Origin of the sequence: Catellatospora chokoriensis, from assembly GCF_011297315.1 — a bacterium.
GTDB lineage: Bacteria > Actinomycetota > Actinomycetes > Mycobacteriales > Micromonosporaceae > Catellatospora > Catellatospora citrea.
Genome location: NZ_JAAOTI010000001.1, coordinates 243819 through 265816, shown reverse-complemented (window position 1 = coordinate 265816; position 21998 = coordinate 243819). Strand labels below are relative to the sequence as shown.

General features: G+C 71.3%; 21 protein-coding genes. 12 read left to right on the top strand and 9 right to left on the bottom strand.

Annotation, left to right across the window (positions count from 1 at the left end):
* Positions 1-8: 8 nt before the first annotated feature.
* Positions 9-914: an AraC family transcriptional regulator gene (locus HAV39_RS01230; RefSeq protein ID WP_191837272.1), complete on the top strand. Its 906-nt coding sequence runs from the start codon at positions 9-11 to the stop codon at positions 912-914.
* A gap of 52 nt (positions 915-966) precedes the next feature.
* Here the strand turns inward: HAV39_RS01230 and HAV39_RS01225 are convergent, their stop codons facing one another.
* Together HAV39_RS01225 and HAV39_RS01220 are read right to left on the bottom strand one after the other, a co-directional pair.
* The gene (locus tag HAV39_RS01225; protein WP_191837271.1) at positions 967-1719 is read right to left on the bottom strand and encodes an SDR family NAD(P)-dependent oxidoreductase; all 753 of its coding nucleotides are present in this window, start codon (positions 1717-1719) and stop codon (positions 967-969) included.
* 117 nt (positions 1720-1836) lie between these two features.
* On the bottom strand, positions 1837-2793 hold the full coding sequence (locus HAV39_RS01220; protein ID WP_191837270.1) for a phosphotransferase: 957 nt from the start codon (positions 2791-2793) through the stop codon (positions 1837-1839).
* A 61-nt stretch (positions 2794-2854) separates the two neighbouring features.
* Between HAV39_RS01220 and HAV39_RS01215 the strand changes: the two genes are divergently transcribed.
* Positions 2855-3613, top strand: coding sequence for an SDR family NAD(P)-dependent oxidoreductase (locus HAV39_RS01215; RefSeq protein ID WP_280528729.1), 759 nt, complete (start codon positions 2855-2857; stop codon positions 3611-3613).
* An 8-nt stretch (positions 3614-3621) separates the two neighbouring features.
* On the opposite strand, the gene HAV39_RS01210 is transcribed toward HAV39_RS01215, so the two are convergent.
* Positions 3622-4971, bottom strand: a complete 1350-nt coding sequence (locus HAV39_RS01210; protein ID WP_191837268.1) for a serine hydrolase domain-containing protein — start codon at positions 4969-4971, stop codon at positions 3622-3624.
* Between the two features lie 100 nt (positions 4972-5071).
* Between HAV39_RS01210 and HAV39_RS01205 the strand changes: the two genes are divergently transcribed.
* Both HAV39_RS01205 and HAV39_RS01200 read left to right on the top strand, forming a co-directional pair.
* Positions 5072-6352 carry a cytochrome P450 gene (locus HAV39_RS01205; protein ID WP_191837267.1) on the top strand — a complete coding sequence of 427 codons (1281 nt, stop codon included), beginning with the start codon at positions 5072-5074 and terminating at the stop codon, positions 6350-6352.
* Between the two features lie 65 nt (positions 6353-6417).
* On the top strand, positions 6418-7188 hold the full coding sequence (locus HAV39_RS01200; protein ID WP_191837266.1) for a hypothetical protein: 771 nt from the start codon (positions 6418-6420) through the stop codon (positions 7186-7188).
* 44 nt (positions 7189-7232) lie between these two features.
* On the opposite strand, the gene HAV39_RS01195 is transcribed toward HAV39_RS01200, so the two are convergent.
* Positions 7233-9734 carry a transglycosylase domain-containing protein gene (locus HAV39_RS01195; protein ID WP_191837265.1) on the bottom strand — a complete coding sequence of 834 codons (2502 nt, stop codon included), beginning with the start codon at positions 9732-9734 and terminating at the stop codon, positions 7233-7235.
* A 333-nt stretch (positions 9735-10067) separates the two neighbouring features.
* On the opposite strand from HAV39_RS01195, the gene HAV39_RS01190 reads away from it, so the two are divergent.
* From HAV39_RS01190 to HAV39_RS01175, 4 genes are all read left to right on the top strand, one after another.
* Complete coding sequence (locus HAV39_RS01190) at positions 10068-11264, top strand: PP2C family protein-serine/threonine phosphatase (protein WP_191837264.1); 1197 nt, start codon at positions 10068-10070, stop codon at positions 11262-11264.
* Positions 11261-12880, top strand: coding sequence for a sensor histidine kinase (locus HAV39_RS01185; RefSeq protein WP_239120788.1), 1620 nt, complete (start codon positions 11261-11263; stop codon positions 12878-12880). The genes HAV39_RS01190 and HAV39_RS01185 overlap by 4 nt, the downstream gene beginning before the upstream one ends.
* Positions 12877-13329: a response regulator gene (locus HAV39_RS01180; RefSeq protein WP_191837263.1), complete on the top strand. Its 453-nt coding sequence runs from the start codon at positions 12877-12879 to the stop codon at positions 13327-13329. The genes HAV39_RS01185 and HAV39_RS01180 overlap by 4 nt, the downstream gene beginning before the upstream one ends.
* A 74-nt stretch (positions 13330-13403) precedes the next feature.
* Positions 13404-14783: a pentapeptide repeat-containing protein gene (locus HAV39_RS01175; RefSeq protein ID WP_191837262.1), complete on the top strand. Its 1380-nt coding sequence runs from the start codon at positions 13404-13406 to the stop codon at positions 14781-14783.
* Positions 14784-14805: 22 nt separating this feature from the next.
* On the opposite strand, the gene HAV39_RS01170 is transcribed toward HAV39_RS01175, so the two are convergent.
* The 3 genes from HAV39_RS01170 to HAV39_RS01160 all read right to left on the bottom strand — a co-directional run bounded on the left by HAV39_RS01170 (position 14806) and on the right by HAV39_RS01160 (position 16693).
* Positions 14806-15552, bottom strand: a complete 747-nt coding sequence (locus HAV39_RS01170) for a maleylpyruvate isomerase family mycothiol-dependent enzyme (RefSeq protein ID WP_191837261.1) — start codon at positions 15550-15552, stop codon at positions 14806-14808.
* An 89-nt stretch (positions 15553-15641) separates the two neighbouring features.
* Positions 15642-16067 (bottom strand): nitroreductase/quinone reductase family protein, encoded by a 426-nt coding sequence (locus HAV39_RS01165; protein WP_191837260.1) that lies wholly within the window; start codon positions 16065-16067, stop codon positions 15642-15644.
* Entirely contained in the window at positions 16064-16693 is a 630-nt protein-coding gene (locus HAV39_RS01160) for an NAD(P)-dependent oxidoreductase (RefSeq protein ID WP_191837259.1), read from the bottom strand. The genes HAV39_RS01165 and HAV39_RS01160 overlap by 4 nt, the downstream gene beginning before the upstream one ends.
* 101 nt (positions 16694-16794) lie before the next feature.
* On the opposite strand from HAV39_RS01160, the gene HAV39_RS01155 reads away from it, so the two are divergent.
* On the top strand, positions 16795-17154 hold the full coding sequence (locus HAV39_RS01155) for a winged helix-turn-helix transcriptional regulator (RefSeq protein WP_191837258.1): 360 nt from the start codon (positions 16795-16797) through the stop codon (positions 17152-17154).
* Between the two features lie 99 nt (positions 17155-17253).
* Complete coding sequence (locus tag HAV39_RS01150) at positions 17254-17646, top strand: hypothetical protein (protein ID WP_191837257.1); 393 nt, start codon at positions 17254-17256, stop codon at positions 17644-17646.
* 147 nt (positions 17647-17793) lie between these two features.
* Here the strand turns inward: HAV39_RS01150 and HAV39_RS01145 are convergent, their stop codons facing one another.
* The gene (locus HAV39_RS01145) at positions 17794-19701 is read right to left on the bottom strand and encodes a Xaa-Pro dipeptidyl-peptidase (protein ID WP_191837256.1); all 1908 of its coding nucleotides are present in this window, start codon (positions 19699-19701) and stop codon (positions 17794-17796) included.
* Between the two features lie 140 nt (positions 19702-19841).
* Here HAV39_RS01145 and HAV39_RS01140 point away from each other — a divergent pair, with 140 nt between their 5' ends.
* Both HAV39_RS01140 and HAV39_RS01135 read left to right on the top strand, forming a co-directional pair.
* Positions 19842-20414, top strand: coding sequence for a dihydrofolate reductase family protein (locus HAV39_RS01140; protein WP_191837255.1), 573 nt, complete (start codon positions 19842-19844; stop codon positions 20412-20414).
* A 99-nt stretch (positions 20415-20513) separates the two neighbouring features.
* The gene (locus HAV39_RS01135) at positions 20514-20708 is read left to right on the top strand and encodes a hypothetical protein (RefSeq protein WP_191837254.1); all 195 of its coding nucleotides are present in this window, start codon (positions 20514-20516) and stop codon (positions 20706-20708) included.
* A 7-nt stretch (positions 20709-20715) separates the two neighbouring features.
* On the opposite strand, the gene HAV39_RS01130 is transcribed toward HAV39_RS01135, so the two are convergent.
* Positions 20716-21918, bottom strand: a complete 1203-nt coding sequence (locus HAV39_RS01130) for an FAD-dependent monooxygenase (RefSeq protein ID WP_191837253.1) — start codon at positions 21916-21918, stop codon at positions 20716-20718.
* Between the last annotated feature and the right edge of the window lie 80 nt (positions 21919-21998).

Genomic DNA, 21998 nt, shown 5'->3' with positions numbered 1-21998 from the left:
ATCGGTGCATGGGTCTTGCTGAGCTGCGTGCGTTGCTGGATCGGCACGCCCGGCCCGACATGAGCACCGCGATCGAGGGCGTGCTCGTCTCGAAGGTCGACCGGCAGAGCCAGCCCGCGCCGTCGATGACCGGCAGTGTCATGGCCCTCATCGCCCAGGGCGCGAAGCGCATCGCACTCGGCGACCGGGTGTACGAGTACCGCGCCGGCCAGTACCTCGTCGCCTCGGTCGACCTGCCGGTCACCGGCCACTTCACCAAGGCCAGCCCCGACCGGCCCGCGCTGGGCTTCGGCCTGGTCCTGCACCCGGCCACCGTGGCGGAACTGCTGCTGCAGGCCGGCCCCGGGGACATGCCGCCCGCGGCTGCGGGCACGCCGTCGGCCCTGGCCGTCAGCGACGCGCCCGACGAGCTGGTGGACGCGGTGATCCGCCTGCTGCGCCTGCTGGACCGGCCCCGCGACGCGGCCGTGCTCGCGCCGCTGATCAAGCGCGAGATCCTGTGGCGGCTGATCACGGGCGAGCAGGGCTCCGTCGTACGCCAGCTCGGCCTGGCCGACAGCAGCCTCACCCATGTCGCGCGGGCGGTCCGGTGGATCCGCGAGCACTACGCGCAGGCGTTCCGGGTCGAGGAGGTGGCGCAGCTGGCCGGGATGAGCGTGTCCGCGTTCTACCGCAACTTCCAGGCGGTGACCGCGATGAGCCCGATCCAGTTCCAGAAGCAGATCCGGCTGCAGGAGGCCCGGCTGCTGCTGGCCACGAACCCCGGCGACGTGACCGGCGTCGGCGCGCGGGTCGGCTACGACAGCGCGTCGCAGTTCAGCCGCGAGTACCGCCGCCAGTTCGGCGCTCCGCCCAGCCAGGACGCGGTACGCCTGCGTGATTCGGCGTTCGGCACGGTGCCGGCTCTGATCTGACGGGCGTGCCGGGAGCTCCGGCGCGGCGCGCGGGCTCCCGGCACGTCTGCCGTCAGAGGTTGTAGCCGCCCGCGACCTCGATGTTCTGGCCGGTGACCCAGCGGCCCTCGGTCCCGAGCAGAGCCGCGATCAGCACACCGATGTCGTCGGGTTCGCCCATCCGGCCGAGCGCGGTCCGGGCGGTGATCGCGGTGATCGCCTCGGCGTGCTGGTCCCAGTCGGCGATGCCGGTGCGGGTCGGGCCGGGGGAGACGGCGTTGACCCGGATGCCGCGCGGACTCAGTTCCTTGGCCAGGTATCGCGTCAGCACCAGCAGCCCGCCCTTCATCGAGGCGTACGCGGAGTAGCCGGGCTCCATACCGGACAGCAGCGCCGAGTTGCTGGCCACGTTGACGATCGCGCCGCCGTCGGCCAGCAGCGGCAGCATGGCCTGGGTCAGGAAGTACGGGCCCTTGAGCAGGACCCGCAGGAACGTGTCGAACAGCTCCTCGGTCGTGTCCTCGAACATCGACATCTGCCCGAAACCGGCGTTGTTGACCAGGTAGTCGAACGTGTCCCGGCCCCACGTGTCGCGCAGCGCGGCGACGACCGAGGCGCGGAAGGCCGGGAAGGCCGCGCTGTCGCCGACGTCCAGCGGGAGCGCGACGGCCGTGCCGCCCTCCTTCTCGACGGCCGCCACCGTGTCCAGCGCCCCGGTCGGGTTGCCGCGGTAGGTCAGGATCACGCCCGTGCCGCGCTTGGCGAGCTGGACGGCCGCACTCTGCCCGATGCCGGAACTGGCCCCGGTGATGATCGCGATCTGCATGGTTTCCGCCTGATTCACTCGCGGGGCGCTCTCGCACCCCTGCTATATCGACGTAACCAGCTAATCAACCTGATCTGGGGGAACGTTAGAACCATGCTCCCCACCTCTTGCCTGATCCTACCGATCGTGCGAATCGGCAGCGGTGGCGGCGAGCAGCAGGCCGTCGAGCAGGACGCGGGTGTGCGGCTCGTCGAGGACCTCGCCGATCCATGCGGCGGAGTCCTCGCGCCGGCGGTTCCGGGCGTTCGGGTGGAGCCAGTCGGTGGCGGCGATCTCGGTGATGTGCCCGAGTTGCGCGATCAGCATGGCGAAATGTCCGCGCCGGGACACGTCGCCGGGTCCGCCCGCCTGCCGGTAGGCGGAGGTCAGCGCACGGGCCCGGCCGGGGTCGGTGCGCGTGAAGTCGAACAGCACGCAGGCCAGTTCCTGGCTCGGGTCGGCCGGGCCGCTGTTCTCCCAGTCGATGACGCACAGGCCGCCGTCGGCGGTGGGCAGCACGTTGTCGGCCCACAGGTCGCGGTGGCAGGTCCGCAGCGCCGTGGGCGGCTCCAGCCACGACTCCAGCGCCACCAGCTCGTCACGCAGCGCGGCCAGCCGCCCGGCGAACGGGGCTCCGGCGGCGGACAGCTGCCCGACCAGCTCGTCCCAGCGGTCGGGGCCGACGGGTTCGCGATACCACGGGTGCACCGGCCCGTCCTCGGTCCACGGCACCTGGTGGACGGCGGCCACCACCTCGCCGACCAGCGCCGGGTCGAGGCCGGGGTCGCACTCCTTCAGATCCTTCCATTCGTACACCCGGACCTGCGCCTCCCCGACCCGGGCGAACACGGTCCCGGTCGCGGTCCGGCGCACCCGCGGAGTCGGCACCCCCGCGGCGTGGGCGGCCTCATGGAACAGGGTCGCCGGACGCACCTCGTCCTCACCGACCGGCTGGAAGAGCACCTTCACCGCCCAGCGGCCGTCGGATGTCTCCAGCCGCCACACGGCGCCCTGGCGGCCTTGGGCGACCGGCCCTGCCGACAGCCTCGCGCCCGCGCCGAGATCGAACTGCGCGGCGATGTCCCTGGCGTCCACCGGTCCACTTCAGCACATCGCGACCCGGCCCGGTGGGGCGGCGGGTGTGCGCCCTGGCAGGATGATCTACATGACTGGGCGCGCGGTGCTGGTGACAGGGGCCTCCCGAGGTATCGGAAAGGCGGTGGCGGAAGCGTTCGCGCACAGCGGCGACCGGGTGGCGATCCACTGTCGACAGTCGGTCGAGTCGGCCGAGCAACTGCGGGACTCGCTGCCCGGCGACGGCCACGTCGTGGTGCGGGCCGACCTGGCTGACCCGGACGCGGTCCGCGCCATGGTCGACGGCGCCGCGTCCGCGCTCGGCGGGCTGGACGTGCTGGTCAACAACGCCGGCGTGTTCACCCCGCATCCGATCTTCGACACCTCGTACGAGGACTGGCAGCAGCAGTGGCGGGCCACCCTCGACACCAACCTGGTCGGCGCGGCCAACGCGATCTGGTGCGCGGCCCGGCACATGCGCGAGCGCGGCGGCCGGATCGTCAACGTGTCCTCGCGCGGCGCGTTCCGCGGCGAACCGGGTCAGGTGGCGTACGGCGCGAGCAAGGCCGGTCTCAACTCGCTGACCCAGTCGCTGGCGGTGGCGCTCGCCCCGTACGGGATCGCCGTCGCCGCGGTCGCGCCGGGGTTCGTCGAGACGGACATGGTCAGCGAGCACCTCAAGTCCGACCGCGCCGACGAGATCCGGGCGCAGAGCCCGTTCCGCCGGGTCGCCCAGCCGGCGGAGGTCGCCGCCGCCGTGCACTGGCTCGCCTCGCCCCAGGCGGAGTGGGCGGCGGGCACGATCATCGACCTCAACGGCGCGTCGTACCTGCGTACCTGAGCCGCAGGTCAGCCCACGGCCTTGGCCAGGACGTCGGCCACGGCGACGCGGGCCGGGTCCGGGTCGGCCCAGCTCCAGTTGGGGTGGGCGCGGTTGGTGAGCAGGGCCAGCACTAGCCTGCGGGTGGGGTCCACGACGAGCGACGGCCCGGCGAAACCGGTGTGGCCGAAGGTCCGCGCGCCGCTGAGACGGCCCATGAACCAGCGCTGGTCGAGCACCACACCGAGGCCGTGCGCGGAGGTCCGGTTCGGGCGCTCCGGGTCGATCGCGGGTTTGCCGGTGTTGGCGTTGGTGAGCATCTTCCGGACGGTCGCTTCGGCGAGGATTCGCCTGCCCCGGTGGACGCCGCCGTCGAGCAGGAGCTGCCCGATCGCGGCGACGTCGGCCGCGCTGGCGAAGATGCCGGCGTGCCCGGCGATGCCGCCGAGGTGGTTGGCGACGTCGTCGTGGACGGTGCCGCGCAGCAGGCCCCGGGAGGAGCGGGCGTCGGTGGCCACGAGCCGGGTGCTCCGCGTGGCGGCCGACAGCCGGCTGTTCGGGGTGAAGCAGGTGTCGCGCAGCCCGAGCGGGCCGGTGAGGTTGGTGCTGAGCACCTGGTCGAGGCGCTGGCCGGTGACCTTCTCGACGATCTTCCCGGCGACCATGAGGCCGACGCTGGAGTAGCGGAACGTGCTGCCGGGTGCCGCGCCGGAGACCAGCGGAGTGGCCAGCACCGCCTGCCACCGGGCGGCGGCGTCCGGCAGGCCGGTGACCTTCGCGCCGACGGGCAGTCCGCTGGTATGGGTGAGCAGCATGGCGACGGTGATCGTGCTCTTGCCGTCGCCGGTGAACCCGGGCAGGTACTCCACGACCGGCGCGTCGAGCGCGACCTTGCCCTTGTCGACCTGTTGCAGGAGCAGGATCGCGGTGTAGACCTTGGTGACCGAGGCCAGGTCGAAGATCGAATCGGGGCGCATGGGCACCCGCCGGTCGGCGGGCAGCAGCTTCGGGCCGGCGTCGTAGCGCAGCGCCTCGCCGACGGCGGTGTGCACGGTGGCCTTGCCGTCGACCAGGACGAGCGCGACCGCCCCGGGGAAGCCGTGGTGCTGCACGGTCTGCGCGGTCGCCGGCAGGTGGCGGCGGAGCGCCTTGGTGACGTCGACGGCGTACGCGGCCTGGGTCGACGTGGTCGCCGAGGCCGAGGCACTGGACGAGGTCGTCGGGGTCGAACTCGGGCGGATCAGGTCGGCGCCGGTCGGCACGCCGTCGGGTTCGACCCAGGCGGGCGTGGTGCTCGGGGCAGGTTCGCCGCATCCGGTGACCGCGGCCCCCACCGCGGCCAGGCCTGCTCCGAGCAGCGTGCGGCGACCGACCAGCATGAGGAGATGATGGCACCGCGCCGGGAGTCGCGCCACCGGTGGGAGGCGGGTGCGGGACGTGATTCGAGTCCATGATGGACGGTGACGGAGGAGGACTGCCATGGAGGCACACCGCTCGGACGCCGTATCCGACCAGACGACCCGGCCGACCATCGAACTCGACCATCACGGCGCGGACTACCGCGACCGCTGGCAGGAGATCTCCGACGGCAACGTGGTCTCGTGCCCGGTCGCGCACACCGCCGCGTACGGCGGGACCTGGGTCGTCTCCGGCTACGTACCGGTGGTGGAGGCGTTGCGCGACCACAGCGTGTTCTCCTCCTTCCAGGACCACACCGATCCGTCCGGCCCCATGCGGGGCACCAGCAACCCGCCGATCGCGTATCTGAACGTGCCGCAGGAGCTGGACCCGCCGCTGCACACCGTCTACCGGCGGTTGCTCAACGGACCCCTGTCGCCGGAGCAGTCGCGCCGCCGCGAGCCGTTCATCCGCCAGGTCACGGCCGCCTGTCTGGACCGGTTCACCGAGCAGGGGCAGGCCGACCTGGTCACCGAGCTGACCAACCCCGTCCCGGCGATCGTCACCCTCGGCATCCTCGGCATGCCGCTGGCGGACTGGGAGCGTTATGCCGGGCCCATCCACCTGCTGACCTACTCGCCGCCGGGCAGCCCGACCTGGACGGAGGCGATGACCGCGGTCGGCGAGATGATGGCCATGCTCGGCGCGCTGGTCGTGGCCCGCCGCGCCGAGCCCGCCGACGACCTGGTCAGCGTGCTGGCCACGGCCACCGGCGACGACGGCGAGCTGCTGCCGCTGGATCACGTCATCTCGACCGCCGGGCTGGTCGTCGCCGGGGGAGTGGACACCACCACCGCCCTGGTGTCGCACGCCCTGCACTGGCTCCACCGCAATCCCGCCGAGCGGGCCCGGCTGATCGCCGACCCGGCGCTGCTGCCCAGCGCCGTCGACGAGTTCCTGCGCGTGCTGGCTCCGGTGCAGTTCATGTCGCGTACGGCCACCCGCGACGTGGAACTCGGCGGCCAGCGCATCGCGGCGGGCGAGCGGGTGATGCTGGCCTTCGCCGCGGCGAACCGGGACCCGGCGGCGTTCGACCGCCCCGCCGAGATGCGGCTGGACCGCAGCCCGAACCGGCACGTCGCGTTCGGTTCCGGGGTGCACCGGTGTGTCGGCGCGCACCTGGCGAAGGTGGAGGCGGTGGTGATGGTGGAGGAGATCCTGCGCCGCATCCCCGACTACGTCGTCGACGAGCACGCCGCGCGGCGTTATCCGTCGATCGGTGCGATCAACGGCTACATCGGCATGCCGGCGACCTTCACCCGGTCGCCCGCGGTCGGCGCGACCTTCCCGGTGTCCGCATGAGGCGCGAGGTGTCCGTATCGGCGCCGGACGGCGGTCGGTGCGGGCCCGTATAGTCCCCGCTCGCGATGATCGTTTCGAGCGAGGAGCTGTCCAAGGTGAGAAGACGCGCTGCCGGTGTCGTGACCGCGCTGGCCACGGTGCTGATCGGGCTCGCGGGATGCGGCGGCTCGGGCGAGCCCGCCGCCCCGGCGACGTCGGCGCCCGCGCTCGCGGCCGAGGAGGTGTTCGCCACAGCCGCCGAGGCGCTGACGACCCAGCCCCTGCAGTTCAAGATGGAGATGCGGGGCCTGTTCTCGATCAACGGCTGGATGGACGTGACCGCCCGTACGGCCGAGGTCATGGGGTCCATGCCGATCGACGGCAAGAGCACCGCGGTCCACATGCTCGGCACGGCCGACGACGTGTGGTTGAAGATCGATGCCGATTCGCCGTCGGAGAAGTGGATGCACGCGACCGCCGCGCAGCTCGCGGGCACCACCTTCGACTTCACCGCGCCGGACAACCCGGGTGGGGTGCTCGGGCTGGTCAACGCCGTGAACAAGGTGGAGAGCGCCGGCACGCGCCGGTACCAGGGGACGGTGGACATGACCACGTCGCCGACGTACGACCCGGCCACGGCCGGGGCGCTGGCTGACAAGTTGAGCGCGGTGCCCTTCCAGGCGACCGTCGACGAGCAGGGCAGGCTGTCCACGTTCCGGGTCGACCTGACCGGGTTGACGCCGAACCTGGTGATGACGGCGTCGTACACCTATGGTGTGCCGGTCGTGGTGAAAGCGCCGCCGGCCGCTGAGGTGATCGAGATGCCGGCCACGATCGTGGCGAACCTCCGGTCGTGACGCGGCGGGCCGCTCACCCGCGAGGGCGAGCGGCCCGCCACGCGTCATCCGTCGAACGCCGCGGCGATGTTCGGCGGCGGCGGTGGACTCGGCCCGTTGCCAGGGTTCCCGCCGTTGCCCGGGTTGCCGGGGCTCGGGGGTGAGTTGGGCGGGGCGCTGGGCTTGGCCTTGCTGCCGTTGCTGATCTCGATCACCACGACGCCGTTCTTGATGGTCCGGCCCGACGGGCTGGTGCCGGCCGCGGTGCCCTTCGGGCAGTCGGAGTCGACCTGCTTGGGCGCGACCTCGGGCTTGAAGCCCTTGCCGTTGAGGATCGACCGGGCCTGCGGCAGCGTCTTGCACGTCACCGCGGGGATGGTGACCTGCGAACCGGTGATCAGGCGGGTGTTGCTGGGCCGGGAGAACTGGATCGACTGCTTGCCCTTCATCGCGTCGCGCAGCGCGTACTGCACCGCCGGGTTGATGACGCGGTGCGACATCTGGTGGTTGACCTGCGCCCAGTCGGGGTCGGTCTGGAAACCGGAGATGGCCAGCTGCTTGGTCGTGATGGTGAGCGTCACCGACTTGGAGTTGTCGGTGGTGCCGGTCTTGCCGGCGATGTGCTTACCGATGATCTCGCGGGAGTCGCGCGCGGTCGCGCCCTGGCACTTGCCGTACAGCGACTGGTCGCCGACCGGGCAGCGGGCCGCGTCGATCGCCGCGCGGGCGACGTCGACGGCGATGTTCTGCTTGCAGCGCGGGTCGCCGACGTTCAGCTGCTCACCCTTGCTGGTCGTGATCGACTCGACGGGGATGGGCTCGCAGTAGAGGCCGTCGGCGGCCAGCGTGGCGAAGGCGTTGGCGATCTGCAGCGGGGTGTGGTCGGAGGCGCCGAGGGTGAACGGTCCCCAGCCGTCGGCGGCCTGGGTGGAGTAGTAGAAGTCGTCGAGCGTCGCCCGCGGGTTGTCGTAGAAGGTCAGGCCCATCCGCTTGGCGGTGTCGATGACCCGGGACCCGCCGGTCATCTCGAACAGCGGCACGAAGAACGTGTTGATGGAGCTGCCGAAGCCGTTCCACATGTTCTGCGCGCCGAAGTTGCGCCCGCCGGAGTTGGTCGGGCACCAGTAGCCGCCGCAGTTCGGGGAGCCCGTGATCCTGGTACGGGACACGTACGGCGCGCGGGTGTTGATGATTGTCGACAGCGGGTAGCCCTTCTCCAGGGCCGCCACCAGCGTGAAGATCTTCATGACGGAGCCGGGCTGGTAGCCGCCGATGTCGGGCCCGCCGGTCAGCAGCGGGTTCGTGGTGTTCGGGTAGCTGCCCCGCACGCCGCGACGGGCCAGCGCCGGGTTGGACGCCTTGCCGTTCTGCGGCTTCTGCTTGCTGTCGATCCGGAAGTTGCGGTTGGCCGCCAGCCCGCGCACCTTGCCGCTGCCGGGTTCCACGGCGGCCAGCAGCACCGCGTCGGACGGATACTTCCACTTGCCGCCGGGCAGGTCGGGGTTCTTGTTCACCGCCCGGTCGATGCCGCGGTCCATCGCGGTCTGCGCGGTGACGTCCAGCGAGGTGACGATCCGGAACCCGCCCGACTTCAGCGAGCGCTCGCGGTCGTACGGGGTGACCCCGAACACCGGCTGCTGGTTCCACCAGCGCTGGAAGAAGTCGCAGAAGAAGCCCCATTTGATGTTGGTGGACTGCACGCAGCCGTTCGGCGTGAACTTGCCGGTCACCTTCAGCGGCTCGTTCTGGGCCACGGCTGCCTGCTGCGCGGTGAGCGCGCCGGTCTCCACCATCTCGCCGAGCACGTAGTTGCGCCGGTCCACGGCCAGCGCCTGGCCCTTGAGGCTGATCACGTCGAAGCCGCCCGGGAACTTGACCAGCGCGGCCAGGAAGGCGGCCTCGGCGGCGGTCAGCGTCATGGGCTCCTTACCGAAATAGACCTGAGCTGCAGCAAAGATTCCGTATGCCCGGTTACCGAAGTATGCGGTGTTGAGGTAGCCCTCGAGGATGTCGTCCTTGCTCATCCGCTGCTCGATGGCCATCGCGTAGCGCATCTCGCGCACCTTGCGCTTGGCCGTGTCCTCGGTCGCGTCGACGACCTCCTGCGCGGTGTCGGCCGAGTACGAGATGGACAGCCGGACGAACTGCATGGTCAGCGTCGAGGCGCCCTGCTCGACGTCGCCGGCCTTCTTGTTGGCGATGTAGGCGCGGGCGATGCCCTTGATGTCGACCCCGTTGTGCTCGTAGAACTTCTGGTCCTCCGCGGCGAGCACGGCTTGGCGGACGATCAGCGGGACGTCGGCCAGTGGCAGGTCGCGCCGGTTCTCGTCGTACATGGTGGCCAGCAGGGTCTTGCCGTCGGCCGCGTAGAGGTAGCTCAGCTGCGGCGAGCGTTTGACGATCAGTTCGTCGGGCAGCTTGCCGAAGGCGTCGCCGCCGACGATCGCGGCCATGCCGGACAGGGCCACCGCGGGGAAGACCGCCGCGGCGACCACCACCCCGGCCAGCAGCCCGCAGATCAGCATGGACCCAAGGTTGACCAGTGGGTTGCGGTAGCGCGAGCTCATGGGGTCACCGCCTTGGTCAGGTGCGTTGGCTCGAGCCCCCGCAAACCGCATCAGATCAGGCGATCAGCGGGCATTGCGCCCGTACGGTGTCGGGACTCACACCACCCGCGATCACCTTGAGGATGCGTCGCGCGTGCAAGCCGCACAAGGGCTTTCGGCGGGTCGTCGCCGAACGGCCGCCAGGAGGCTGAGCGGCCACTTGGGACGGCATAACGCTTCGGCATGGGCCCGCTTCCGTGAGTTGTGCGGAGCAGCCCGGCGCAGGCATGATCTGCACTGCGGTGGGGAAACCGTGTTCATTGCCGACCGGCGGCACGAGACGTTGGGGAATTCATGTTCACCGCTGCATCCGTGCCGACCCAGCCGCGGGGACCGGCCCGGCTGACCCGGTTGCGCGTGCTGCTCATCGAGGACGACGAGGGCGACGCGTTCCTGGTCGAGGAGCTGCTGCGCGAGCAGGACGCGGCGATCCAGCTCACCGTCGCGCGCAGCCTGCGCGACGCGCGGGCGCTGCTGGGCGAGGTCGACTGCATCCTGCTGGACCTGGGGCTGCCCGACGCGCAGGGCATCGACGGACTGCGCCGCGTGCTCGCGGACGCGCCCGGCACCGCGGTGTGCGTGCTCACCGGCCAGCAGGACACCCACATCGGCATCAACGCCGTCGCCGAAGGCGCACAGGACTACCTGGTCAAGGGCCAGGTGGACGGCGCGCTGCTGGAGCGCGCGGTGCAGTACGCCGTCGAGCGCAAGTACGCCGAGGAGAACGCGCGCCGGCTGCGCGAGGTCGAGCTGCGCCAGGTCGAGTCGGCCCGGCTGGAACGCGGCCTGCTGCCCCAGCCGCTGATGACCACGGACAAGCTCGCCGTGCACACGTTCTACCGCCCGGGCCGTTACGAGGCGACGCTCGGTGGGGATTTCTTCGACGTGGTGCAGACCAGCCCGGAGACCGTACACGTGATGATCGGCGACGTGAGCGGCCACGACGTCGACGGCGCCGCGCTGGGCGTCGAACTGCGGGTGGCCTGGCGGGCGCTGACCCTGGCCGGGGTCGCCCCCGAACAGACGCTGACCGCGATGGAGCAGGTGCTCAGCAGCGAGCGCAGCCACCCGAGCACATTCGCGACGATGGCGGTGGTGCGCATCGACCTGGCCGCCTCACGGGCGTCGTGCTGGCTGGCCGGGCACCCGCCGCCGCTGCTGCTGTCCGGCACGCGGGCCGCACCGCTCGACGTGCCGTACGGGCTGCTGCTCGGCGTGGGCGACGCGCCCCGCGAGCGGGGCGACGCCGACCTGCCCACCGACTGGTCACTGCTGCTCTACACCGACGGCCTGGTCGAGGGCCGGCTGGGCGACAGCCCAGACCGGCTCGGCGATGAGGGCCTGGTCGGGCTGTGCGGCACCCGGCTGGCCCGCGGCGACACCATGGAACGTCTGCCCGCGAGCCTGGTCGAGTCCGCGGAGACGCTCAACGGCGGCCCGATGGCCGACGACATCGCGATCGTGCTGCTGAGTAAGGAACCAACTCCGTGATCAAGCGCGTGCAGTTCACCCACCCGCGGACCTGGTCCCTGCGTGCTCGGGTGACGGCGCTGGCCGGCGCCACCGCGGCGCTGCTGGCCGTGCTCGCCGTCAGCGCCGCGCTGCTGGCCACGGCCAACCTGGACCAGCTCGACGTGGTGCTCAACAAGACCGGCGTGCTGCGCCTGTCGGGCGAGCAGCTCGGCATGGCCCTGGTCGACCAGGAGACCGGCGTGCGCGGATACGCGCTCAGCGGAGACTCCGCGGACCTCGGCCCCTACCGCACGGGCCGGGAGGCCGAGGAGCGGCTCTACGAGACGATGATCCCGCTGCTGGCGGACGAGCCGGGGATCCGGGCGCAGCTGGAGCGTGCCCGTGCCGCAGCCACCACCTGGCGTACGACCGTCGCCGAGCCGGCCATCACGGCGACCGGCGACCAGGGTCCCGAAGTCGGCCAGCAGCTGCTCAACGAGGTCGGTGGGCGAGAGCGGTTCGATCAGGCACGGGCGCAGGTCGCGACGTTGCAGCAGGAGATCGTGACGCTGCGCAACATAGCGGTCGCCAACGTCCAGTCGGGCAGCGAGAACCTGGTCGTCCTGCTCATTGCGGCGGGCCTGGTGGTGCTGGTCATGGGCGCGAGCCTGGTCGTGCTGATCAACCGGATGGTGAGCCGGCCGGTGACCGACCTCGCCGAGCAGGTGCGCCACGTCGCCGACGGCGCGTACGACACGGAGATCGTCGCCACGGGTTCGCCGGAGCTGGAGCGGCTGGGCCGCGACGTCGACGCGATGCGCCGCCAGATCGCCGCCGACCTGAGCGAGGTCCGCCAGGCCAGGCAGGCCGTCGAGGCGATCAACCAGCAGCTGCAGCTGCAGGCGTCCGAGCTGACCCGGTCGAACCGGGACCTGGAGCAGTTCGCCTACGTCGCCTCGCACGACCTGCAGGAGCCGCTGCGCAAGGTGGCGAGCTTCTGCCAGCTGCTGCAGCGCCGCTACGCCGGGCAGCTCGACGAGCGCGCCGACCAGTACATCCTGTTCGCGGTCGACGGCGCGCAGCGGATGCAGCGGCTCATCAACGACCTGCTGGCCTTCTCCCGGATCGGCCGCAACACCAGCGGCTTCCAGCAGGTCTCGCTCGACGCCGTGATGCGCGACGTCGCCGAGCAGCTCAACATCGAGGAGAAGTACGGCGCCGACGCCGTCACCTGGCACGACCTGCCGACGGTGGCGGGCGAGCAGGCACTGCTGGAGACGCTGCTGGCGAACCTGGTCGGCAACTCCCTCAAGTTCCGCCGGACCGACGTGCCGGTGCGCATCCAGGTCGACGCGGTGCGCACGGACGACGCCTGGGACATCACGGTCAGTGACAACGGCATCGGGATCGAGGCCGAGTTCGCCGAGAAGATCTTCATCATCTTCCAGCGCCTGCACGCCAAGGACGCCTACCCGGGCACCGGCATGGGACTGGCCATCGCCAAGAAGATCGTGGAGTATCACGACGGCCGCATCTGGGTGGACTCCGCCCGGACCGACGGTGCGGCCATCACGTTCGCGCTGCCGATCAGCGAGAACTCCGGCGCGGCGACCCTGCCCGCCGTGCCGACGCAGCACAGGGAGCTGACCGCATGACCATCGACGACAAGGGTGGGCGTCCCATCGAGGTGCTGCTGGTCGAGGACGACCCGGGTGACGTGCTCATGACGCGCGAGGCGTTCGAGGAGTACAAGATGCGCAACACCCTGCGCGTCGTCAGCGACGGTGTGGAGGCGCTGGCCTACCTGCGCAAGGAGGGCGAGTTCGCGGAGGCCAACACCCCCGACCTGATCCTGCTGGACCTCAACCTGCCGCGCCGCGACGGCCGTGAGGTGCTCCGCGAGATCAAGAACGATCCCGAGCTGTGCCGCATCCCGGTCGTGGTGCTGACCACCTCGCAGGCCGAGGAGGACGTGCTGCGCAGCTACCAGCTGCACGCCAACGCGTACGTCGCGAAGCCGGTCGACTTCGAGCGGTTCATCTCCGTGGTCAAGCAGATCGACGACTTCTTCGTCAGTGTGGTCCGCCTGCCCAGCCGCCGCTGATCCCTGCGCGGCCGTGCTCCGTTATGGACAGACGGCTGTCAGCGGGCTCGTGTGCATGGGTTAAGGTCGCGCCCGTGGCGAACTGCGTGCAGTGCTCGAACGAGGTCGTCGTCGGCGAACGGTGCCTGACGCACCACATCGAGAACTGCGCGACCGACGAGAACGACCGGCGCGTGCTCGCCGAACTGGACCTCAGCGGCATGAGACTCGACGAGGTCCAGCTCGCCAACTTGGTGATCACCGGCGATCTGAAGTGTGCCGGCACGGTCTTTCGCGGCACGCTGCGGATCCGGGACGTCACGGTCGGCGGGCTCGCCGACTTCAACAACGCGCAGATGCAGGCGTACGTCTCGATCTCGGGCCTGGCCGTCGGCGGCGCGCTGCGCATGCGCGACGCCCTGCTGGAGCGCGACGTCTACCTCTCCAGGGTGGCCAGCGAAGGCGTGACGACACTGGCCCGCGCCACCTTCGCCGGATCCGTCGAGATCGACGGCCTGCGGGCGCACAGCCTGGACCTGCGCCGAGCCACCTTCCAGCATCGCGCCCTGCTGCAGCTCGGCGCCGTGCCCCGGGTCTACCTGCAGCGGTCGGGCTTCCAGCGCGGCGTGCGCCTCACCTGCGCCGGACCGACCCGGCTCGACCTGGTCGAAGTCGACCTCGGCGGGCCGTCCGCGATCGCCGCCGCCGCCTCGACTGTCGAAGCCTGGCGGATGCAGGACCGGCCGATCCTCGGGCGCACCCTCGGCACCGACCTCAGCCAGGTCCGGCTGTCCTACGTAGACCTTTCCGAGTGCTCCTTCACCGGCGCCCACCACCTGGACAAGCTGACCGTCGACGACTGGCACAGCTGGCGCACCTCACCGCGCGGCCTGTGGGTCACCCACCGCGTCACCCTCGCCGACGAGCACCGCGTACGCGGCCACGCCCGGTGGGCGCTGCCCGGCACCGACGGCCGTGAAGCGCCCTCGGTCGACAGCGTGCAGACCGACTACCACTCGCTGCGCAGCATGATGCAGGACCGCAAGGACCAGCGGGCCGCGTCCGACTTCTACTACGGCGAGATGGAGATGCGCCGCATCGGCCTGCGCCGCAGCGTGCGCGCCGATCTGCGCGCCCGCGACTGGCGGGCGGCGTTCAGCACCCTCGGGGAGTGGCTGCTGCTGTGCCTGTACTGGCTGCTGTCCGGCTACGGCCAGCGCGCCTGGCGGGCCTTCGTGACCCTCGGGCTGGTCGTCGCCGCCGCGAGTGCGGCCCTGGCCCGCTGGGGCTTCCAGACCCCCACCGGGTACGGCGACTCGCTGCGCTACACCCTGCGCGCCGCCTCCACACTGCTGCGCGGCTCGGATGTGGCGCTGACGCCGACGGGCGACTGGATCGAACTCGTGTTGCGCCTGGTCGCACCGCTGCTGCTCGCCCTCGGACTGCTCGCCATCCGTGAACGGGTGCGCCGCTAGCCGCAGCGGTACGGGAGCAGCGTCAGTAGTCGCGACCCCAGCCGGGGACCGGTGGCTGCTGCCAGGTCGGTGGGGTCGGCAGGGCCGTCGGTGGAAGGTCGGACGCCAGCCCGTCGGCGGACGCCCTGCCACTGAACCAGCCGAGCAGGACGTGTCCCGGGGCGGCGACGGTGGGGCCGTCGCCCGCGATGTCCCAGGTCCGGCCGAGATCGGTGGCCTTCACCCGAGCAAGTGGAAAGCCCTGCGCTTGCAGCGCGGCGAACGTCTCCGCGAGCGCCCACGTGACGTATCCGGCCGGCCAGTCCGCTGTCCGGTAGCCGACGTCGAGATCCAGGTGATGGGTTTCGAGTTCGCGCAGGCACCGACGGAGGGTGTACCAGGCAGGGTGGCGCCAGCCCGCCAGTGCCGTGACCATGCCGTCCCACGCGTCCGTCGACATGGTCCGTGCCTCGTGCGTGAACCGCTCCAGGCCGTCGTTCAACTGCCTGACGAGTGAGGCGGCAGGCAGGGTGGCGCCTTCCTCGGCGGCGTGGGCCAGCACGGCGGCGTCTGCGGGACGGCGGGGCGAACGATGGTCCGTGCGGGCCGAGCGCAGCAGGCGCACATAAGCGTCGGCACTGACTGCTACGTGGGCCAGCACATGCGCCCGCGTCCAACGCGCGAGGCCCGAAGGAGCTCGCAGGCCGGTGTCGGTCAGCGCGGCGGCGGCCGCGGTGAACCGGGCAGCCGACCGGACGACATCGTCGACCATGCCGTCGACAGACTGCATACCTCGATTCTCACACGGTCGGCACGTCGTCCAGCCACCGCGCGGGCAGCGCACGGCAGGGATCCGGAGCGGCGCGTCGGTGGTCGGCGTCAGGCCGTCGGCTCGACGATGACCACCGGGATCTGCCGCTCGGTCGTCTCCTGATAACGCTGGTAGCTCGGCATGGTCTCGACCATGAGCCGCCAGAGGCGCGGCCGCTCCGCCGCGGTGGCGGTGCGGGCCGTCGCCGCGAACGTCTGCGAGCCGACCTGGACGGTGACGGCCGGATCGGCGGCCAGGTTGAGATACCAGGCCGGGTGCCGGTCCGCTCCGGCGTTGGAGGCGGCGACGACGTAGCGCTCGCCGTCGCGGGCGTAGACCAGTGCGGTGCGGCGCAGGGTGCCCGTCCTGCGGCCACGGGTGGTCAGCAGCAGGTCGTTCATGCCGGGCCGGGCCTGGCCGCCGGTCTCGACGAAGCGCCGGATGTGCCCGGCCACCCACGGGACCGGGCTGTCGGTGACCTCCTCGGCGCTCATCCGGCCTCGACGCCCAGGTGGACGTGGCGGCGTGCCGGATTCTCGATCTCGTCGAGGACGGCGACGGCGAAGTCGGGGTAGCTGATGCGGCTGGCGGCGTCGGCCGCGGCGACGCGGTGCAGGCCGGTGCGTCCGGCGGCGTGGTCGAAGTCCCCGGCCGGGCTCAGGACCAGCCAGTCCAGGTCGGTCGCCGCCGCCCGCAGCTCGGCTGTGCCCGCCGCGTGGCCGAGGTAGAAGGACCGGTATTCCTGCGGGTAGCCGGGCGTGTCCATCAGCGGGGTGCCGGACGCCGTGTCCAGCACCGATGCCAGGCCGACGGTGACGAGCCGGTCGACCCGGGCCCGGGCCAGCCCGTCGAGCAGGGCCTGTGCCGCCGCCGGGAAGAACGTCGCGGGATCCGCCGCGAGGTCGGCGGACGCGTTGACAGCGGCGTCGTGCCCGGCCGCGACCCGGGCGACGTCGGCGGGATCGGTCACGTCACCGGCCAGCACCTCGTCGGCGGCGAGGTCGACGTGGCGCGCGGGATCGCGTACCACCGCGGTCACCCGGTGTCCCCGCTGCCGTGCCTCGGCCGCGACGGCCCGGCCAGCCCTGCCGCCGGCTCCGAAGATGACGATCCTGCTCATGACGCCGCCTCTCGATGGTGTGGGCCGGGCGTGTGCCGGCCACGCAGCGGACGTTATCCAGCGGCGTGGTATCCGTTCGGATACCGGCTACCATCGCCCGCGTGATCGTGCCCCTGGCCCCGGACATGTTCGACGAGATCTGCCCGTCCGACCTGTCGCCGATCCGGTTCGGTGACAAGTGGACCGGCATGGTGATGCGCTGCCTGGAGGGCGGGCCGCGGCGCTTCTCCGAGTTGCGGGTGCCGCTGCGCGGCGTCACCGCGAAGGTGCTGACCAAGTCGCTGCGCTTGATGGAACGCGACGGTCTGGTGCGCCGCCGCGTCGCGGACCGCCAGGTGTCGTACGAGCTGACTCCGCTGGGCCGCAGCATGCTCGCCCCGATGGACGCGGCGTGCGCGTGGGCGCGGGAGCACTGGGACGAGCTGCTCGACGCTCGCGAAGGCGTCCCCGCCGAACGCTGACGGGATCATCGTGCGTCAGCCTGGCAGACCCTGCCGCCGGGCCGCTTTCGGCCGTGGTGACGGGAGCCGATCATCCATGGTGATGGAGGGAGTCCCGCCGTGCGCCCACTCGCGCTGAGCCTGCCGCTGCATGTCGAGCGGCCGTTCCGGCCGTGGGTGTACACGGTGTCGCACCGCACCCTCGTCCTGCGCAGCCACGGCCGCACCGACCCCGGCCACGGCACCAGCGAGTTCGAGACGTCGGTCGACGTCGTGTTCGTGGATGTGCTCGCCATGAACACCAGGGCCTACTACCGCGAGCTGTTCATCGCCGACCTGGGCGATCTCACCGAGGTCGACGGCTTTCCCGAGATTCCGGAGCGGATCCGGCACCGGTACGCGTACCTCACGGTGTCGGACGGGACACACGACGGGTTCGTCGTCTGCGGCAACCTCAACGTCGATGAGTCCGGGGAGCTCGGCCTCCGGTGGGCCTCCCACGCCAGGCGATAGCCGGCTGGTGTTCCGCTACCGCAGGGCGTGGCCGGCATTGCCGAACTTCCTGGTGATGGCCGCCGAGCGCGCGCAGCGCCCGACGACGCACCTGTTAAGAAGGGCACCTTCCACTACGGAATCCGATGGGAAGGTGCCCTTCCTTCGTCACTGGAAGCGGGTGCCGGTGGTGGGGCTCCAGGTGCCGTCCACGACGGCGGGGGGAGCGGTCTGCGGGGAGAGGGTCTGGGCGGTGAGGCCGGAGGCGGGGGCGATCGGCAGCTTCAGGACGCTGGCGGTCAGGTCGATGGTGGCGGTGGCGCCGGTGGAGTGGGCGGTGGCGAACTCGGGGTCGGTCAGGGTGAGGACCAGGCCGAGGCGCTGGCCGGCGGGGATGATCTGGTCGATGGGGCGCAGCTTCCAGGTGATCGTGTAGTAGGTGCTGGTGTTCATGGCGGTGGTGGTGGTCAGCGAGTCGCGGTGCTGGCCGTCCATCCAGCCGCGGGACAGCACCTGGTATGCGGCGCTGGACACGACCTTCGCGGTGTTCTTGTAGCAGGCGTCGTCGGTGCTCGACGAGGAACCCCAGCAGGACTCGGTGGTCAGCGTGCTGATGCCCTCGCCCGAGGCGCGGTAGTTGACGCGGGTGGCGGTGCCGTACGTGACGAGCTTCGCGGTCAGGGTGGTGGTCGCCTTGCTGGAGCGGACCCGCAGCGTGATCGTCGGAGTGCCGGAGATGCGCAGGTCAGAGGTCAGCACCGGGGTCTGGTAGACCTTGCGTCCGGTGCGGGCGGTCGTCGGCGAGCTGACCGCGTTGGCCTCGCTGAGCGACGGCGCGTCGGTCAGCGACAGGCTGCCCGAGCCCGCGCCCGACGACGCCAGCACGCCCGGGTTGCCGGTGCCCTGGAGCACGTAGTTGGTCGTGGTGGTGCCCGACGGCGGCCACAGCGCGCTGGTCTGCCAGACGTCGGCGGCCCGTTCGACGTCGGCCATCGGCTCGCTCATGATGCCGTTGTCGATGCCCTTGAGCCAGAAGTCGAACCAGCGGTGCAGCGTGTCCACCCACGCGGCACGCCGGAAGTCGAACGGGTCGACGTGGCCCTCCTGGGAGAGCCAGATCTTGCGGGGCACGTTGTTGGCCGCGAGCGCGTCCCACCACTGTCCGAAGTGCACGCCCTGCACGTTCAGATCGTTCATGCCGTGTACGACGAAGACGCTCGCGTGCACCGACGCCGCCGAGGGGACGTAGTTGCGGGCGGCCCAGAACGAGTTGTAGTTGCCGTTGCTGACGGCTCCGCTGCTCAGGGCGCTGGACACGGCGGTGCAGGTGCCCGAGGGCCGGCCGTTGACGGTGGTGTGCAGGCTCGGCACGGAGCTGACCTTCGGGTTCACCATGCCGTTGACGCGGTTGTAGTCGTACCAGCTGGAGATCGCGCCGATCGGCACGATGGTCTCCAGGCCCGGCACGCCGGTGGCGGCGACCGCGTTGGCGACGGTGCCGTCCCACGACTTGCCGATCATGCCGACCTTGCCGGTGGTCCAGGTCGTCGCGTTGACGACGGTGCCGCTCGCGGTGCGCCCGACGGCGTTGCCGTTGAGCCATTCGATCACCGCCTTGGCGCCCTGCACCTCCTCGGTGCCGCCGACGTCCTCGCAGCCGGTGGAGCGGCTGGTGCCGGCCAGGTCGGCGGCGATGAACGCGTACCCGCGCGGCACGAAGAAGTTGTCGTAGTACAGCGGGAACTTGGCCACCGTGCCGTCGGCGGCGTAGGCCTTCTTCTCGGACTCGTTGCCGCGCCCGCAGCACTGGTAGTAGGGCGAGGCGTCCATGATGACCGGCACCTTCACCCCGGCCGTGGCGGCCTCGCGGGGCCGGATGATGTCCGCGACGACCTTGTCGGGGGTGCCGTTGCCGTCGTTGTCGAGGGTCGTCTCGACGTACACCGTCTCGCGGATGGCGGTGGCGTAGTCGTAGACCGGGTCGCTGAGCAGCGCGACGGGTGCAGCGGATGCGGGTGCGGCCAGCACGGTGGTGCCGAGCATGGCGAGCACGCACAGGAGGGGTATGCGACGCATCGACATATGGTGTCATCGCCATGTATCACTGTCCATGTGCCTGCGACGGTGGCGTGAAGCCGTTTCACGCCAGGCTTACCGGCCCCGCCGCACGGGCCCGTCGGCCGGGCGATGTCGGTCGTCCGTGCCAGGCTGAGACAGTGACGAAGACGCAGTACTACACCGCGACCAGCGCCGACGGCTTCATCGCCGACCAGGACAACTCGCTGGACTGGCTGTTCGTCGTCGACCGCAGCGGCCCCGACCGGTTCAAGGAGTTCTTCGCCGGGGTCGGCGCGATGTGCATGGGCGCGACGACGTACGAGTGGGTGCTCGCTCACGACCAGTTGCTCGACCATCCCGAGGGGTGGCAGGTCTACTACGGCGATACGCCCTGCTGGGTGTTCAGCCATCGGGACCTGCCGCCGATCCCGGGCGCGAACCTGCACTTCGTGTCCGGTGACGTCGCCCCGGTGCACGACGCGATGCTCGCGGCCGCCGGTGCGGCGAACGTGTGGCTGGTCGGCGGCGGTGAGCTGGTCGGCCGGTTCGCCGACCAGGGGCGGCTCGACGAGATCATCATGGGGGTCACGCCGGTCTTTCTCGGCGGGGGAGCGCCGCTGCTCCCGCGGCGGCTGCTGTCGTCGCAGGTGCGGCTGACCCGCATCGTGCAGGACGGCCAGATCGCCGAGCTGACCTATGAGCTGGTCCACGACCTGCGGGGCCGTGCCTGAACGTGCGATGCGAGACAGGCGGCACCCCTGCGTCCAGGGGCACCGCCCGCCGACGCCGCGGCGATCTGGCGCGAGAGCGTGGAGGAGCGGCGGCGCGGCATGACGATGTTCGCCGCCGAACTCGTCGCGACCGGCGGCGTGCCTCCCGAACACGACGTGGACAGCGTCGCCGACGTGCTGTGGCTCGCGATGGACGCGCGCAACTACGACTGGCTGGTACGCACGCGCGGCTGGTCCGTCGAACGGTTCCAACGCTGGTACGCCGACACCGTCAGCGCCGCCGTGCTGGCGTGAGCCGGGCTCATCGTCTGCGCCGGTCGGTGTAGTCCGGCAGGTCGATCCGGTCGGCGGGCGGCGACAGGAAGCGGGCGGCGACGCGCTGCACCAGCGGGTTGGCGGCGGTGGCCAGCAGCATGTTGAGCACACCGATCCCGACCCGGCTGCGCGGGTGCGCGATGCGCGGCGTGAACGGCGGCAGCTGCTGGGCCTGCGCGACGTACGGCCGCATGATGCGCTCGTACGAGGCGAACGCGTCGCGGTGCGAGCTGTGCGAGGCCAGTTCACCGGCCAGCACGTACGCCCCGACCAGGGCCAGGCTGGTGCCCATGCCGCTGATCGGTGAGGCGCAGTAGCCCGCGTCGCCGACCAGGGCGACCCGGCCCCTGCTCCAGCGCGGCGCATGCACCTGGCCGACCAGCTCGCAGTAGAACTCGTCGGCGTCGCCGAGTGCGCGCAGCACCCGCGGCGCCTCCCAGCCGACACCGGCGAAGACGCGGCGGAGCAGTTGCTTCTGCTCGCCGACCGGGAGCCGTTCATAGCCGCGAGGCGGGCACAGGAACGACATCAGCGCCCTGGTCGTGCCGAGGTTGTCCGGGCGCAGCGCGACGACCCGGCCGCCGGGCGCGTTGTGCCAGCGCGCCCACGAACCGTCAGAGGCGGCGCGGGGGACGGTGAGATAGGACGTGTAGAGCCCGAGCGGCACCACCCGCGCCTCTCCGCCGAACACCAGCCCTCGCGTCGTGGAGCCGATGCCGTCAGCCGCGACGACCAGGTCGAAGGACCGGTCGGCGCCGTGCGCGAACGACACCCGGACCCCGTCGTCGCGGTCGTCGACCGCGGTGATGCGATCGCCGAAGACGTACTCGGTGTGCCCGCGGGTGCGCTCGTGGAGCAGCCCGGCCAACTCGCCCCGCAGGATCTCCAGCTCGGCGACGAAACCCTCCCCGCCGAACGCCTGCGCGGGGAACGCCGCCTTGACCCGGTTTCGCGCGTCGACGAAGGCGACCCCGTCCTCGCCGGTGGAGCGGGCCCGGACGGCATCCTCGATGCCCATCCGCCGGGCCACGGTGCGGCCCGCACCGCGCAGGTCGACGGTCTGCCCGCCGGGACGGATGCCGTCATGCCGCTCGACGACCACCGCGGTCATCCCGTACTCGTGCAGCCAGTGGGCCAGCGCGGGACCGGCGATGCTCGCGCCGGAGACCAGGACCCGGCGGCCGGCCATCACTGTTCCTCCTGTGCCCTGTGCGCCGGTCACCGCCCTGCGAGCCACGACCGGCCGGCACCAGTGTTCCCGACACCGAG